This is a genomic window from Bacillus sp. FSL K6-1005 (assembly GCF_038000225.1).
Classification (GTDB): Bacteria; Bacillota; Bacilli; order Bacillales; family Bacillaceae; genus Bacillus; species Bacillus mojavensis.
In genome coordinates this window covers 2874450-2890133 of sequence record NZ_JBBOBP010000001.1, presented here as the reverse complement: position 1 = coordinate 2890133, position 15684 = coordinate 2874450, and the positions used below count along the sequence as shown (strand labels likewise).

Below are 15684 nucleotides of genomic sequence, written 5' to 3'. Positions count from 1 at the left end.
GAACTTGACTCAAACAGAACAGTATCGTTTTCCGAAAGATTTTTGGTGGGGATCATCTGCTTCAGCGACACAAACGGAGGGTGCCGCCGATCGAGACAGAAAAGGGAAGAATATTTGGGATTACTGGTTTGAAAAAGAGCCTTATCGCTTTTTTGAACATGTAGGACCTGCATCCACATCGAAATTTTATGACAACTATAAAGACGATATCAGGCTGATGAAGGAGCTTGGCCACAACTCGTTCCGTATGTCGATTTCATGGTCACGTTTAATACCGGGCGGAACAGGCGAGATCAACCCTAAAGCAGCGGACTTTTATAACAGCGTCATTGATGAGTTCATAGCTAATGGAATAGAACCCTTTGTCAATTTATTTCATTTCGATATGCCGATGGAACTTCAAAACATCGGCGGCTGGGCAAACAGAGAAACGGTGGACGCTTATGAAAACTATGCGAGAACGTGCTTTCGTTTGTTTGGCGATCGCGTGAAAAAATGGTTCACCCATAACGAGCCGATCGTGCCGGTCGAAGGCGGATATTTATATGATTTTCATTATCCGAACAAGGTAGATTTTAAAGAAGCCGTTCAAGTCGGGTTTCACACAATGTTATCAAGCGCCCGCGCCATACAGGCTTACAGAGAGATGAGGCAGGATGGAAAAATCGGCATCATCTTAAATTTGACGCCATCCTACCCGAGAAGCAGCCACCCGGCAGATGTAAAAGCGGGAGAAATAGCAGATGCGTTCTTTAACCGATCTTTTTTAGACCCTTCTGTAAAAGGCGAGTTTCCAAAAGAACTCATACAAATTTTAAAAACTGAAGGCTTTATGCCTGAATACGAGAAAGAAGATCTTGAGATCATTAAACAGCATACGGTTGACTTATTAGGTGTGAATTATTATCAGCCGAGACGTGTAAAAGCCAAAGAGCACCTGCCAAATCCGGATGCGCCGTTTTTGCCTGACAGGTATTTCGATCCTTACGTCATGCCGGGCCGAAAAATGAATCCTCACCGAGGCTGGGAGATTTACGAAAAAGGCGTTTATGATATCCTGATCAATCTAAAAGAAAATTACGGGAATATCGAGTGCTTTATTTCTGAAAACGGCATGGGAGTTGAAGGGGAAGAGCGTTTCAGAGATGAACAGGGCATGATTCAGGATGACTACCGAATTGAATTTATCAAAGAGCACTTAAAATGGATTTACCGCGCTGTACAGGAAGGATCAAACGTAAAAGGCTATCACTTATGGACGTTTATGGACAATTGGTCATGGACAAACGCTTATAAAAACCGATACGGATTTGTATCAGTCAATCTGGAGAAAGACGGAGAAAGAACGGTCAAAAAGAGCGGAAAATGGTTCAAAGAGGTTGCTGAGAAAAATGGTTTTTAGGTTGCTATAGCAAAAAGGTCTTCCGGCGGTCAAGATTTCTAATAGAGACAACAAATAGCCATAACATTGATGAAACAGGCAAAAGAACTTATGATATCGGTAAAGAAGCTTATTTGATATCAAAATTTTTACAGCTGCCGGAGGATACCAATGAATAAATATGAAATCATTGCAAATGAAATGAGAAAACGAATCAAAAATAACGTATATCCCATCGATCAGCCGATTCCCGATGAAATATCTCTTGCAAAAGAGTTCAATTCAAGCCGCATGACGATGAAAAGAGCTCTTGATAATTTAGTTGCTGAAGGACTGTTATTCAGAAAACGCGGTCATGGAACCTTTATCATTCAATCTGCGATACAGGATGATCATGTCCATGTCGTCAGCAATGAAATCCTCGGACTGACCAATTTGTTAAAAGACAAAACAATCAAAAGCAAGGTCATTCAGTTCGAGGTGCAATTTCCCACTGAGGAAGTGGCTGCTCATTTATCAATTGATCAGAAAACGCCGGTTTATTATGTTGTACGGCTGCGGATTGTGGAAGGCGAGCCATATGTGTTGGAAAAAACATATATGCCGACACACTTAATAGCCGGCATTAATGATGAGGTGCTGCACCACTCTATTTATGAACACATTACAAACAGGCTTCAGCTAAAGATTGCCGGAACGCACCGGAAAATCAGAGCCTGTAAATCTGATGAGATAGATCAGCAGCATCTGGGCTGCAAACAGGATGATCCCATTCTTGAAGTGGAGCACGTGGGCTTTTTAGATAACGGAATTCCATTTGAATATTCCTTTTCACGTCATCGGCATGACAAATTTGTCGTCACTTCGGTAAATGTAAGGCGCTGATCGCGGAGATAACAAGGAGGCCATCTGCATGCTTGGCGGTATTGAAGCAGGCGGCACAAAATTTGTGTGTGCCGTCGGAACAGAAGATGGAACGATCATTGACAGAGTGGAGCTACCAACAGCGATGCCGGATGAAACGATAGAGAAGGTGATTCAATATTTTCGCCAATTCTCGCTACAGGCAATCGGCATCGGCTCCTTTGGTCCCGTTGATATAGATGTAAACAGTAAAACATATGGAACCATTACTGCCACGCCTAAACCAGGCTGGAGGCACTATCCATTCTTGAAAACAATAAAAGAAGAAATGAATATTCCTGTCGGATTCAGCACAGATGTAAACGCTGCGGCGCTCGGAGAATCTCTTTTCGGAGCAGCTAAAGACCTCGACAGCTGCTTATATATCACGATCGGAACTGGCATTGGTGCAGGCGCGGTCATAGAAGGGCGGCTTCTGCAAGGATTGTCACATCCTGAAATGGGCCATATCTATATTCGCCGCCATCCGGATGACACGTATCAAGGAAAGTGCCCCTATCATAAGGATTGCTTCGAAGGTCTGGCTTCCGGTCCCGCTATAGAAGCACGATGGGGAAACAAGGCCGCAGATTTATCACATGTAAATGAGGTCTGGGAACTTGAAGGATATTATATTGCGCAGGCTCTGGCACAATATATCCTCATCCTGGCACCCAAAAAAATGATTCTTGGCGGCGGCGTCATGAATCAGAGCCAGCTGTTCCCTTATATATATCAATATGTACCTAAAATAATGAACAGCTACTTTAATTTTTCTGAATTATCAGAAAATATAAATGAGTATATTGTATCTCCCCGTTTAGGGAGAAATGCCGGAATCATCGGAACGTTTGTTTTAGCCCATCAGGCATTAAAAGCAGAAGAAGCATCCGGGGAGGTTCCATCATGAAGCATCCTTTATTTTTAGAGCCGATTTTTAAAGAAAGGATATGGGGCGGCACAGCGCTTCGTGATAGATTCGACTACAGCATCCCTTCAGAAAAAACGGGTGAATGCTGGGCTGTCTCGGCCCATGCCAATGGATCATCGACTATTCAAAATGGCCGGTTGGCAGGAAGAACACTGGATCAAGTGTGGAAAGAATGCCCGGAGTTTTTCGGCTTTCCGCAAAGAAGCGTGTTTCCATTACTGGTGAAAGTACTAGATGCCAACATGGACCTCTCTGTACAAGTGCATCCTGATGATCATTATGCCATGGTACACGAAAACGGAGACCCTGGAAAAACAGAGTGCTGGTACATTATTGCTTGCAAAGAAGACGCAGAACTGATTCTGGGACATCATGCAGGCACGAAGGAAGAATTCAAACAGCTTATAGAAAGCGGTGACTGGAACGGGCTGCTTAGGCGCATCAACATAAAGCCCGGAGATTTCTTTTATGTGCCAAGCGGCACGCTGCATGCATTGTGTGAGGGCACCCTCGTCCTTGAAATTCAGCAAAATTCCGATACCACATATCGCGTATACGATTATGAGCGCTGTAATGACCATGGCCAAAAAAGGGATCTCCATATAGAGAAAGCGATGGAAGTCGTAAACATACCGCATACGGACTCTGAACCAATACCGTCGGTGAAAGAGATCAAAGATGCCGTGATTACGTCTTATGTTCAGTCAGATTATTTCTCAGTTTACAAATGGAACGTCAGCGGCAAGCCGGTTTTCCCTTCTCATCAAACCTATTTGCTGGGCAGTGTTGTCGAAGGCTCAGGGATAATAGAAAACAACGGTGTGCAGTATGAATGCAAGAAAGGCTCACACTTTATTTTGCCTGCCCATTTTGGCGAGTTTTCAATAGAAGGAACTTGCGAGCTGATCATATCTCATCCCTAATAAGAACGGAGGAATTTCTGTGTTAAAGAAACCTATCATCTGTTTGTTCATCTTATTTTTATTTGCGTCTGCCGTTTTGGCTGAATCGATCCAAGCACATACTGTGTCACCTGTTAATCCTAAAGCACAGCAGACAACAAAAGATGTGATGAATTGGCTTGCCCACCTGCCGAATCGCTCTGAAAACAGGGTGCTTTCCGGTGCGTTTGGCGGTTACAGTCATGACACATTCTCTATGGCAGAAGCAGAAAGAATCCTGAACGCATCCGGACAATCACCTGCCATTTACGGCTGCGATTACGCGAGGGGATGGCTTGAAACCTCAAATATTGAAGATTCTATAGACGTGAGCTGCAACAGTGATTTAATATCGTACTGGAAAAGCGGAGGGATTCCGCAGATCAGTCTGCATCTAGCAAATCCTGCTTATCAGTCAGGACATTTTAAAACACCGATTACCAACGATCAGTATAAAAAACTGTTAGACTCTACCACAACAGAGGGGAAGCGGCTGAACGCCATGCTCAGCAAAATTGCTGACGGACTTCAACAGCTGGAAAACCAAGGCGTGCCCGTTCTGTTCAGGCCGCTGCATGAGATGAACGGCGAGTGGTTTTGGTGGGGGCTTACGTCATATAATCAAAAGGATGATGAAAGAATCTTCTTATATAAACAGCTCTATATCAAAATCTATCATTATATGACTGACGAAAGAGGATTGGATCATTTATTATGGGTTTACTCCCCCGACGCTAATCGAGATTTTAAAACAGATTTTTACCCGGGAGCTTCATACGTAGATATCGTTGGGTTAGATGCATACTTTCAAGATCCATATTCGATAAGCGGATACGACCAGCTGACAGCACTTAATAAACCATTTGCCTTCACGGAAGTGGGTCCGCAAACAGCAACCGGCAGCTTTGATTACAGCCTGTTTATGAGTGCGATAAAACAGAAATACCCTAAAACCACTTATTATCTGGCCTGGAATGATGAATGGAGCCCGGCTGTGAACAAAGGCGCTTCCGCTCTCTATAATGATAGCTGGACATTAAATAAGGGAGAAGTATGGAACGGTGATACATTAACACCTATAGTTGAATAAAAACGTTTTACATTAATAAAGGTTCTCAAGGATATCCTTGAGAACCTTTTGCTCATCAAGCGTTCATATCCCCTAAGCCGGGACTATGTTCATTCGGCATTTCTGGAAGAACCGGAACAGGGAATCCAGCAGGAGGTTCGGTTACTTGCAGCTCGCCGCCATTTCTGCTTGGAGATTTTCCTTGGAAGATCTCTGCAATTCTTGTTTCATCTAATCTGAAGTTAAACTGTACATTATGGTAGCCCAAATCAACATACTTTCTGCACTCTGGGTATTTATTAATGTCGTAATTCGGAACAGGAAAAAGCTTAGCCCAGTCAACGCCCAAAGTCTCAAGCGCTTTAGCGAAAGCATTTTGGTGAGCATTGTCACGTACAATAAGAAAAGCGAGCGTTTCCCGGAACGTCTGATTAGAGCTCATTTCATAAATTCTTGTTTTTTGGAGAACACCAGTAGACTCAAGCAACAAGTTATCCAACAGGTCAGTGATTAAGTTTCCGTGATTATACACCCAGGAGGCGTTCCAAGGATTGCCGCCCGCATCAACCGGGAGTGAACTCTGTGCGCCAATAATGTAATGATGGGGGTTAGCATGTTTAACTGCTTCATCAAGGGGAGCGTGATCTATACCCTGGCTGCCGACACCAGCACCGCCTGATTCATCCAACAAAGCATTGATTGTATTTTGCACAAGCTCTACATGGGCAATTTCTTCTAAGAAGATACCGCGCAGCAAATCACGATATTGTTTCTGTTTTCCTCTGAAATTGGAGCTTTGAAAGAAATATTGCATCATTGTACGCATTTCTCCATAATGTCCGCCTAATATTTCCTGCAGTACTTTAGCTGCGGCCGGATCTGGCTTATCGGGTTTAATGATATTGATCAATTCTTCTTTGTAGTAAAACATAACATGCCTCTTTTCTATATTATTTTGTTTTTATATCATCTGTTCAATCAGATAAAATATACGGACTAACAAACAGCGGAAAAGAAAATGAGAAAATCGAAATAAAAATATAGAAAAAGTGTTGACCAATGAAAAAACACATGGTATAGTATTAAATGTCGCTGATGAACAGCACAAAAAAATGAAAACAAAAAAGTTTTTCGAAGGTGTTTACAAACACTTCAGAATGTGTATAATAGATAAAGTCGAATCAAAAAGATTTTTAAAAAAACATTCGAAAAAAACATCTTGACTTTAACATCAATTAATAGTATGATAGTTAAGTCGCTCGATAAGCGCCCGTAGCTCAATTGGATAGAGCGTTTGACTACGGATCAAAAGGTTAGGGGTTCGACTCCTCTCGGGCGCGCCAATATAATACACACGCGGGTGTAGTTTAGTGGTAAAACCTCAGCCTTCCAAGCTGATGTCGTGAGTTCGATTCTCATCACCCGCTCCATTATTTATTGAATGATCTTTGAAAACTAAACAAGACAAAACGTACCTGTTAATTCAAGTTTTAAATAAATCGCACAGCGATGTGCGTAGTCAGTCAAACTACTTTATCGGAGAGTTTGATCCTGGCTCAGGACGAACGCTGGCGGCGTGCCTAATACATGCAAGTCGAGCGGACAGATGGGAGCTTGCTCCCTGATGTTAGCGGCGGACGGGTGAGTAACACGTGGGTAACCTGCCTGTAAGACTGGGATAACTCCGGGAAACCGGGGCTAATACCGGATGCTTGTTTGAACCGCATGGTTCAAACATAAAAGGTGGCTTCGGCTACCACTTACAGATGGACCCGCGGCGCATTAGCTAGTTGGTGAGGTAACGGCTCACCAAGGCAACGATGCGTAGCCGACCTGAGAGGGTGATCGGCCACACTGGGACTGAGACACGGCCCAGACTCCTACGGGAGGCAGCAGTAGGGAATCTTCCGCAATGGACGAAAGTCTGACGGAGCAACGCCGCGTGAGTGATGAAGGTTTTCGGATCGTAAAGCTCTGTTGTTAGGGAAGAACAAGTACCGTTCGAATAGGGCGGTACCTTGACGGTACCTAACCAGAAAGCCACGGCTAACTACGTGCCAGCAGCCGCGGTAATACGTAGGTGGCAAGCGTTGTCCGGAATTATTGGGCGTAAAGGGCTCGCAGGCGGTTCCTTAAGTCTGATGTGAAAGCCCCCGGCTCAACCGGGGAGGGTCATTGGAAACTGGGGAACTTGAGTGCAGAAGAGGAGAGTGGAATTCCACGTGTAGCGGTGAAATGCGTAGAGATGTGGAGGAACACCAGTGGCGAAGGCGACTCTCTGGTCTGTAACTGACGCTGAGGAGCGAAAGCGTGGGGAGCGAACAGGATTAGATACCCTGGTAGTCCACGCCGTAAACGATGAGTGCTAAGTGTTAGGGGGTTTCCGCCCCTTAGTGCTGCAGCTAACGCATTAAGCACTCCGCCTGGGGAGTACGGTCGCAAGACTGAAACTCAAAGGAATTGACGGGGGCCCGCACAAGCGGTGGAGCATGTGGTTTAATTCGAAGCAACGCGAAGAACCTTACCAGGTCTTGACATCCTCTGACAATCCTAGAGATAGGACGTCCCCTTCGGGGGCAGAGTGACAGGTGGTGCATGGTTGTCGTCAGCTCGTGTCGTGAGATGTTGGGTTAAGTCCCGCAACGAGCGCAACCCTTGATCTTAGTTGCCAGCATTCAGTTGGGCACTCTAAGGTGACTGCCGGTGACAAACCGGAGGAAGGTGGGGATGACGTCAAATCATCATGCCCCTTATGACCTGGGCTACACACGTGCTACAATGGACAGAACAAAGGGCAGCAAAACCGCGAGGTTAAGCCAATCCCACAAATCTGTTCTCAGTTCGGATCGCAGTCTGCAACTCGACTGCGTGAAGCTGGAATCGCTAGTAATCGCGGATCAGCATGCCGCGGTGAATACGTTCCCGGGCCTTGTACACACCGCCCGTCACACCACGAGAGTTTGTAACACCCGAAGTCGGTGAGGTAACCTTTATGGAGCCAGCCGCCGAAGGTGGGACAGATGATTGGGGTGAAGTCGTAACAAGGTAGCCGTATCGGAAGGTGCGGCTGGATCACCTCCTTTCTAAGGATATTTACGGAATATAAGACCTTGGGTCTTATAAACAGAACGTTCCCTGTCTTGTTTAGTTTTGAAGGATCATTCCTTCGAAACGTGTTCTTTGAAAACTAGATAACAGTAGACATCACATTCAATTAGTAACACAAGATATCACATAGTGATTCTTTTTAACGGTTAAGTTAGAAAGGGCGCACGGTGGATGCCTTGGCACTAGGAGCCGATGAAGGACGGGACGAACACCGATATGCTTCGGGGAGCTGTAAGCAAGCTTTGATCCGGAGATTTCCGAATGGGGAAACCCACCACTCGTAATGGAGTGGTATCCATATCTGAATTCATAGGATATGAGAAGGCAGACCCGGGGAACTGAAACATCTAAGTACCCGGAGGAAGAGAAAGCAAATGCGATTCCCTGAGTAGCGGCGAGCGAAACGGGATTAGCCCAAACCAAGAGGCTTGCCTCTTGGGGTTGTAGGACACTCTATACGGAGTTACAAAGGAACGAGGTAGATGAAGAGGTCTGGAAAGGCCCGCCATAGAAGGTAACAGCCCTGTAGTCAAAACTTCGTTCTCTCCAGAGTGGATCCTGAGTACGGCGGAACACGTGAAATTCCGTCGGAATCCGGGAGGACCATCTCCCAAGGCTAAATACTCCCTAGTGACCGATAGTGAACCAGTACCGTGAGGGAAAGGTGAAAAGCACCCCGGAAGGGGAGTGAAAGAGATCCTGAAACCGTGTGCCTACAAGTAGTCAGAGCCCGTTAACGGGTGATGGCGTGCCTTTTGTAGAATGAACCGGCGAGTTACGATCCCGTGCAAGGTTAAGCAGAAGATGCGGAGCCGCAGCGAAAGCGAGTCTGAATAGGGCGCATGAGTACGTGGTCGTAGACCCGAAACCAGGTGATCTACCCATGTCCAGGGTGAAGTTCAGGTAACACTGAATGGAGGCCCGAACCCACGCACGTTGAAAAGTGCGGGGATGAGGTGTGGGTAGGGGTGAAATGCCAATCGAACCTGGAGATAGCTGGTTCTCTCCGAAATAGCTTTAGGGCTAGCCTCAAGGTAAGAGTCTTGGAGGTAGAGCACTGATTGGACTAGGGGCCCCTACCGGGTTACCGAATTCAGTCAAACTCCGAATGCCAATGACTTATCCTTGGGAGTCAGACTGCGAGTGATAAGATCCGTAGTCGAAAGGGAAACAGCCCAGACCGCCAGCTAAGGTCCCAAAGTATACGTTAAGTGGAAAAGGATGTGGAGTTGCTTAGACAACCAGGATGTTGGCTTAGAAGCAGCCACCATTTAAAGAGTGCGTAATAGCTCACTGGTCGAGTGACTCTGCGCCGAAAATGTACCGGGGCTAAACGTATCACCGAAGCTGCGGACTGTTCTTCGAACAGTGGTAGGAGAGCGTTCTAAGGGCTGTGAAGCCAGACCGGAAGGACTGGTGGAGCGCTTAGAAGTGAGAATGCCGGTATGAGTAGCGAAAGAGGGGTGAGAATCCCCTCCACCGAATGCCTAAGGTTTCCTGAGGAAGGCTCGTCCGCTCAGGGTTAGTCGGGACCTAAGCCGAGGCCGAAAGGCGTAGGCGATGGACAACAGGTTGATATTCCTGTACCACCTCCTCACCATTTGAGCAATGGGGGGACGCAGGAGGATAGGGTAAGCGCGGTATTGGATATCCGCGTCCAAGCAGTTAGGCTGGGAAATAGGCAAATCCGTTTCCCATAAGGCTGAGCTGTGATGGCGAGCGAAATTTAGTAGCGAAGTTCCTGATTCCACACTGCCAAGAAAAGCCTCTAGCGAGGTGAGAGGTGCCCGTACCGCAAACCGACACAGGTAGGCGAGGAGAGAATCCTAAGGTGATCGAGAGAACTCTCGTTAAGGAACTCGGCAAAATGACCCCGTAACTTCGGGAGAAGGGGTGCTCTGTTAGGGTGAAAGCCCGAGAGAGCCGCAGTGAATAGGCCCAGGCGACTGTTTAGCAAAAACACAGGTCTCTGCGAAGCCGTAAGGCGAAGTATAGGGGCTGACGCCTGCCCGGTGCTGGAAGGTTAAGAGGAGCGCTTAGCGTAAGCGAAGGTGCGAATTGAAGCCCCAGTAAACGGCGGCCGTAACTATAACGGTCCTAAGGTAGCGAAATTCCTTGTCGGGTAAGTTCCGACCCGCACGAAAGGCGCAACGATCTGGGCACTGTCTCAACGAGAGACTCGGTGAAATTATAGTACCTGTGAAGATGCAGGTTACCCGCGACAGGACGGAAAGACCCCGTGGAGCTTTACTGCAGCCTGATATTGAATGTTGGTACAGCTTGTACAGGATAGGTAGGAGCCTTGGAAACCGGAGCGCCAGCTTCGGTGGAGGCATCGGTGGGATACTACCCTGGCTGTATTGACCTTCTAACCCGCCGCCCTTATCGGGCGGGGAGACAGTGTCAGGTGGGCAGTTTGACTGGGGCGGTCGCCTCCTAAAAGGTAACGGAGGCGCCCAAAGGTTCCCTCAGAATGGTTGGAAATCATTCGCAGAGTGTAAAGGCACAAGGGAGCTTGACTGCGAGACCTACAAGTCGAGCAGGGACGAAAGTCGGGCTTAGTGATCCGGTGGTTCCGCATGGAAGGGCCATCGCTCAACGGATAAAAGCTACCCCGGGGATAACAGGCTTATCTCCCCCAAGAGTCCACATCGACGGGGAGGTTTGGCACCTCGATGTCGGCTCATCGCATCCTGGGGCTGTAGTCGGTCCCAAGGGTTGGGCTGTTCGCCCATTAAAGCGGTACGCGAGCTGGGTTCAGAACGTCGTGAGACAGTTCGGTCCCTATCCGTCGCGGGCGCAGGAAATTTGAGAGGAGCTGTCCTTAGTACGAGAGGACCGGGATGGACGCACCGCTGGTGTACCAGTTGTTCTGCCAAGGGCATCGCTGGGTAGCTATGTGCGGACGGGATAAGTGCTGAAAGCATCTAAGCATGAAGCCCCCCTCAAGATGAGATTTCCCATTCCGCAAGGAAGTAAGATCCCTGAAAGATGATCAGGTTGATAGGTCTGAGGTGGAAGTGTGGCGACACATGGAGCTGACAGATACTAATCGATCGAGGACTTAACCTAATTTCTAATGATGTCACACCTGTTATCTAGTTTTGAGAGAACACTCTCAATTGTTTGGTGGCGATAGCGAAGAGGTCACACCCGTTCCCATGCCGAACACGGAAGTTAAGCTCTTCAGCGCCGATGGTAGTCGGGGGTTTCCCCCTGTGAGAGTAGGACGCCGCCAAGCTGTTTTATCTTAATTATATCATCGCGGGGTGGAGCAGTTCGGTAGCTCGTCGGGCTCATAACCCGAAGGTCGCAGGTTCAAATCCTGCCCCCGCAACCAAAAAAATCTATCCTTTTAAATAAGGAGTGCCCAAAGGGTGCAACCAAATTAAAATGGTCCGGTAGTTCAGTTGGTTAGAATGCCTGCCTGTCACGCAGGAGGTCGCGGGTTCGAGTCCCGTCCGGACCGCCATTTATTGTAAACGAAACGATCATGTTTTCGTTTTTTTTTGTGTTTTCTTTTATTGCGTCTTTTGCTTGGTATGATAGCCAAGCTTTCTTTATATCAGCAACATCTTGGATATTTCAGCATAATCCGATACACTAGATACAGTACATATAAAACATGGTCAGGCCAAAAGGAGGTTTGGTTAATGGATGAGTTTGATTTAATTAATAGTATTACTCCTCGGACCATTCACCATTCTTCCGTTGATGTAGGAATTGGAGACGATGCCGCTCTTTACACAGCGAAAAACGGTGTGCAGGAAATTGTATGTGTCGATACAATGGTAGAGGACGTGCATTTTAAATTGAGCTATTCTTCGCCGGAGGACATTGGGTATAAGGCGTTAGCCATAAATATAAGTGATATTGCCGCTATGGGAGGTATTCCTAAGTTTTATTTAGTGTCACTTGCAGTGCCTTTAAAATGGACGGAATCAGAAATCAAAGCAATGTATGAAGGAATGAATGAACTGGCGAAACTATATTGTATGGATCTGATTGGCGGTGATACAGTTTCGACTTCCGATAAACTAGTCGTCACAGTGACTGTGATTGGGGAAGTTGAAAAGGGACGTGCCTGTTTGCGCAGTTTGGCAAAGCCGAATGATATTGTCTTTGTCACTGGTGAAATCGGTTCTTCTGCCGCAGGACTTTCATTGCTGCTAAAAGAGTCTTCCCATCCGGAAACATCATTTGAAACAAATTACTTTATCAATAGGCATAAGCGGCCTCAGCCAAGAGTGAGTGTTGGCAGACTATGCTCGAACGCTCAGCGTGTGGCTCTTAATGATATTAGTGACGGATTGGCAAGTGAACTGCATGAAATTGCAGAATCCAGCTCCGTTTCAATAGAAATTGACGAGAGCCTACTTCCAGTTCATCCAGACTTGCCTAAGCTGAATTCCAAATGGAAGGAATGGGCTTTGTTTGGCGGAGAGGATTTTGAACTGACTGGGACGATCTCAAAGGAAGACTGGGATGTGTTAGAGCAGGAGTGCTGCAGACTTCAACTGCCAATTAAAAAGATTGGATGTGTCCGGGAAAAGACAGAATCCAATGTCATATTAAAGACAGAAGAAGAAACAATGACTTTAGAGAAAAAAGGATATAATCATTTTAAATAAGACGGGTGACTCGTGTGAAGCAATTAAAATGGAGAACTGAAAATCCTGAAGAAACAAAAGCGATTGCGAAGCTGACTGCATCGTTTTCAAAGCCTGGGGACGTCCTGACATTAGAGGGCGATTTAGGAGCTGGAAAAACAACCTTTACAAAAGGTTTTGCTGAAGGGCTCGGAATTACACGTGTTGTAAACAGTCCGACGTTTACAATCATAAAGGAATATAACGATGGTTCACTTCCTCTTTATCATATGGATGTATACAGAATGGAAGACGAGAGTGAAGACTTGGGACTTGATGAATATTTTCACGGACAAGGTGTCTGCTTAGTGGAGTGGGCACATTTAATTGAAGAGCAGCTTCCGCAGGAGCGACTGCAAATTGTCATTAAAAGAGCTGGTGATGATGAAAGAGAGATCACCTTTACAGCGGTGGGGAATCGGTATGAAATGCTTTGTGAGGAGATAAGTAGACATGACAATATTAGCGATTGATACATCGAATTATACTTTAGGCATAGCGCTGCTTCGGGACAACACTGTCATAGCAGAATACATCACATATTTAAAAAAGAATCATTCTGTAAGGGCGATGCCTGCGGTTCATTCTTTGCTGAATGATTGTGATCTAACCCCGCAGGATCTTTCTAAAATTGTTGTTGCAAAAGGTCCAGGCTCGTACACAGGGGTGAGAATCGGTGTAACAATTGCCAAAACACTTGCATGGTCTTTAAACATTCCGATTTCTGCTGTATCAAGTCTTGAAGCGCTGGCGGCAAATGGACGTCACTTTGATGGTCTGATCAGCCCTATATTTGATGCGAGACGCGGACAGGTGTATACAGGTCTTTATGAATATAAAAACGGGCTTTTAGAGCAGGCTGTTCCGGATCAAAACGTGATGCTGACAGAGTGGCTGGAGATGCTAAAAGAGAAGGATCGCCCTGTTTTGTTTTTAGGTCATGATACATCCATACACAAGGAGACGATACTGGATGTATTAGGAACAAAAGGAGTCATAGGGCCTGCGGCTCAGCATAATCCCCGCCCTTCAGAATTGGCTTACGCAGGTGCGGATAGGGAAGCTCTTGATATTCACGGGCTTGTGCCGGATTATTTACGGCTTGCAGAAGCAGAAGCGAAATGGATTGAAAGTCAAAAGTAGGGTGATAGGATGAAAACAAAAGCAGCAGTCAGAAAAATGCAGCTTAATGATGTTGATCACGTATACGATATTGAAACATCCTCCTTTACGTCTCCCTGGACGAAGGATTCGTTTTATCATGAATTGCTTGAAAATCCATATGCCCACTATCTCGTGATTGAAAAGGACGATTGTATCGCGGGTTATTGCGGAATTTGGATTGTGATGGATGACGCCCAAATCACAAATATAGCGATTAAACCAGAGTATAGAGGCCAGTCTTTAGGAGAAGCACTTTTTCGTTCAGCTCTCGAGTTTTGTAAAGAAAAAGAGGCGAGGCGGCTTTCGCTTGAAGTGAGGGTTTCCAATCACCCTGCTCAAAGCTTATATAAAAAGTTCGGGATGCAGCCCGGTGGAATAAGGAAGAACTATTATACTGATAACGGGGAAGATGCGTTAATTATGTGGGTGACGATAAATGAATGAGCAAAAAGATCTTTATATATTAGGAATCGAAACGAGCTGCGATGAAACGGCAGCAGCGATTGTAAAAAACGGAACAGAAATCGTCTCGAACGTTGTGGCCTCTCAAATTGAAAGCCATAAACGATTCGGTGGGGTTGTGCCGGAAATTGCATCAAGACATCATGTGGAGCAAATCACTTTAGTGATCGAAGAGGCTTTCCGTAAAGCAGACATGACATATCGTGATATAGATGCGATTGCAGTTACTGAAGGCCCGGGATTGGTGGGAGCACTGCTAATCGGGGTAAACGCCGCTAAAGCATTGAGCTTTGCGCATCATATTCCGTTAGTTGGAGTCCATCATATAGCGGGCCATATATACGCAAACCGTCTGGTAGAAGAGATCGTTTTTCCAGCGCTTGCATTGGTCGTTTCCGGCGGCCATACGGAATTGGTTTATATGAAAGAGCACGGTTCATTTGAAGTGATCGGGGAAACACTCGATGACGCAGCAGGGGAAGCTTATGACAAAGTGGCAAGAACGATGGGGCTCCCGTATCCAGGCGGACCGCAGATTGACAAGCTTGCGGAATCAGGGAATGACACTATTCCTCTGCCTCGCGCATGGCTTGAAGAAGGTTCTTATCATTTCAGCTTCAGCGGGCTGAAATCCGCTGTGATCAATACGCTTCATAACGCGGCTCAAAAAGGACAGGTCATTGCGCCGGAAGATCTTTCTGCCAGTTTTCAGAATAGCGTCATTGATGTCTTAGTGACAAAAACGGCACGCGCTGCAAAAGAATATGGTGTCAAACAGGTTCTTTTAGCCGGCGGAGTTGCTGCAAACAGAGGGCTCAGAGCGGCGTTACAGAAGGAATTCTCCCAGCATGAGGGGACAGCGCTCATCATTCCTCCGCTATCCTTATGTACAGATAATGCTGCAATGATTGCTGCGGCCGGTACTATTGCTTTTGAAAAAGGGATTCGCGGATCATATGATATGAATGGCCAGCCTGGTCTTGAACTGACTTCTTATCAAGGTCTCACGATATAATGACGTGAGGCTTTTTTATTGTTATTAACAGATAATTCTCAATTTATCCACATATCTATGA

At 46.2% G+C, this 15684-nt stretch carries 11 protein-coding genes, 4 tRNA genes and 3 rRNA genes; 17 read left to right on the top strand and 1 reads right to left on the bottom strand.

Translation table 11 applies throughout. The annotated features are described in order from the left end of the window. The first annotated feature begins 4 nt into the window (after nt 1–4). The 5 genes from NST16_RS14970 (at nt 5) to NST16_RS14950 (ending at nt 5246) form a co-directional block, all read left to right on the top strand. A complete protein-coding gene (locus NST16_RS14970; RefSeq protein WP_340887340.1) occupies nt 5–1402 on the top strand; it encodes a glycoside hydrolase family 1 protein in 1398 nt (465 codons plus the stop codon). 150 nt (nt 1403–1552) lie between these two features. After that, nucleotides 1553–2266, top strand: coding sequence for a transcriptional regulator GmuR (gene gmuR, locus NST16_RS14965; protein ID WP_340887338.1), 714 nt, complete (start codon nt 1553–1555; stop codon nt 2264–2266). Nucleotides 2267–2294: 28 nt separating this feature from the next. Then, nucleotides 2295–3194 carry an ROK family protein gene (locus NST16_RS14960; RefSeq protein WP_340887337.1) on the top strand — a complete coding sequence of 300 codons (900 nt, stop codon included), beginning with the start codon at nt 2295–2297 and terminating at the stop codon, nt 3192–3194. Then, a complete protein-coding gene (gene manA, locus NST16_RS14955) occupies nt 3191–4138 on the top strand; it encodes a mannose-6-phosphate isomerase, class I (protein ID WP_340887336.1) in 948 nt (315 codons plus the stop codon). Before NST16_RS14960 ends, manA begins: the two co-directional genes overlap by 4 nt. Nucleotides 4139–4157: 19 nt before the next feature. Continuing rightward, complete coding sequence (locus NST16_RS14950) at nt 4158–5246, top strand: glycoside hydrolase family 26 protein (protein WP_340887334.1); 1089 nt, start codon at nt 4158–4160, stop codon at nt 5244–5246. Between the two features lie 55 nt (nt 5247–5301). Here NST16_RS14950 and NST16_RS14945 read toward each other — a convergent pair whose 3' ends face one another. Beyond that, a complete protein-coding gene (locus NST16_RS14945; RefSeq protein WP_168747074.1) occupies nt 5302–6156 on the bottom strand; it encodes a manganese catalase family protein in 855 nt (284 codons plus the stop codon). Nucleotides 6157–6491: 335 nt separating this feature from the next. Between NST16_RS14945 and NST16_RS14940 the strand changes: the two genes are divergently transcribed. From NST16_RS14940 to tsaD, 12 genes are all read left to right on the top strand, one after another. Further along, nucleotides 6492–6568: transfer RNA gene (locus tag NST16_RS14940), tRNA-Arg, on the top strand. A 13-nt stretch (nt 6569–6581) separates the two neighbouring features. Further along, nucleotides 6582–6655, top strand: a tRNA-Gly gene (locus NST16_RS14935). Nucleotides 6656–6758: 103 nt separating this feature from the next. Then, a 16S ribosomal RNA gene (locus tag NST16_RS14930) occupies nt 6759–8308 on the top strand. A gap of 169 nt (nt 8309–8477) precedes the next feature. After that, nucleotides 8478–11405: ribosomal RNA gene (locus NST16_RS14925) — 23S ribosomal RNA — on the top strand. Between the two features lie 53 nt (nt 11406–11458). Then, nucleotides 11459–11574 (top strand): 5S ribosomal RNA (gene rrf / locus NST16_RS14920). Together the 16S, 23S and 5S rRNA genes with 4 tRNA genes alongside form the textbook arrangement of a ribosomal RNA operon. Before the next feature lie 22 nt (nt 11575–11596). Continuing rightward, nucleotides 11597–11673, top strand: a tRNA-Met gene (locus tag NST16_RS14915). A gap of 55 nt (nt 11674–11728) precedes the next feature. Next, nucleotides 11729–11805, top strand: a tRNA-Asp gene (locus NST16_RS14910). A 181-nt stretch (nt 11806–11986) separates the two neighbouring features. Then, nucleotides 11987–12964 carry a thiamine-phosphate kinase gene (thiL, locus tag NST16_RS14905; protein WP_168747075.1) on the top strand — a complete coding sequence of 326 codons (978 nt, stop codon included), beginning with the start codon at nt 11987–11989 and terminating at the stop codon, nt 12962–12964. A gap of 14 nt (nt 12965–12978) precedes the next feature. Then, entirely contained in the window at nt 12979–13455 is a 477-nt protein-coding gene (gene tsaE, locus NST16_RS14900) for a tRNA (adenosine(37)-N6)-threonylcarbamoyltransferase complex ATPase subunit type 1 TsaE (protein WP_010333203.1), read from the top strand. Further along, entirely contained in the window at nt 13436–14125 is a 690-nt protein-coding gene (gene tsaB / locus NST16_RS14895) for a tRNA (adenosine(37)-N6)-threonylcarbamoyltransferase complex dimerization subunit type 1 TsaB (RefSeq protein WP_268450991.1), read from the top strand. The genes tsaE and tsaB overlap by 20 nt, the downstream gene beginning before the upstream one ends. 9 nt (nt 14126–14134) lie before the next feature. Further along, nucleotides 14135–14590, top strand: a complete 456-nt coding sequence (rimI, locus tag NST16_RS14890) for a ribosomal protein S18-alanine N-acetyltransferase (RefSeq protein ID WP_268450994.1) — start codon at nt 14135–14137, stop codon at nt 14588–14590. Continuing rightward, the gene (gene tsaD / locus NST16_RS14885) at nt 14583–15623 is read left to right on the top strand and encodes a tRNA (adenosine(37)-N6)-threonylcarbamoyltransferase complex transferase subunit TsaD (RefSeq protein ID WP_268450997.1); all 1041 of its coding nucleotides are present in this window, start codon (nt 14583–14585) and stop codon (nt 15621–15623) included. Before rimI ends, tsaD begins: the two co-directional genes overlap by 8 nt. Nucleotides 15624–15684 lie beyond the last annotated feature (61 nt).

What these genes read in the sequence shown, in the direction of transcription:
- tsaB (WP_268450991.1), top strand. Translation starts at nt 13,436, where the DNA reads ATGACAATATTAGCGATTGATACATCGAATTATACTTTAGGCATAGCG.
- NST16_RS14945 (WP_168747074.1), bottom strand. Translation starts at nt 6,156, where the DNA reads ATGTTTTACTACAAAGAAGAATTGATCAATATCATTAAACCCGATAAG.
- thiL (WP_168747075.1), top strand. Translation starts at nt 11,987, where the DNA reads ATGGATGAGTTTGATTTAATTAATAGTATTACTCCTCGGACCATTCAC.
- manA (WP_340887336.1), top strand. Translation starts at nt 3,191, where the DNA reads ATGAAGCATCCTTTATTTTTAGAGCCGATTTTTAAAGAAAGGATATGG.
- tsaD (WP_268450997.1), top strand. Translation starts at nt 14,583, where the DNA reads ATGAATGAGCAAAAAGATCTTTATATATTAGGAATCGAAACGAGCTGC.
- NST16_RS14960 (WP_340887337.1), top strand. Translation starts at nt 2,295, where the DNA reads ATGCTTGGCGGTATTGAAGCAGGCGGCACAAAATTTGTGTGTGCCGTC.
- gmuR (WP_340887338.1), top strand. Translation starts at nt 1,553, where the DNA reads ATGAATAAATATGAAATCATTGCAAATGAAATGAGAAAACGAATCAAA.
- rimI (WP_268450994.1), top strand. Translation starts at nt 14,135, where the DNA reads ATGAAAACAAAAGCAGCAGTCAGAAAAATGCAGCTTAATGATGTTGAT.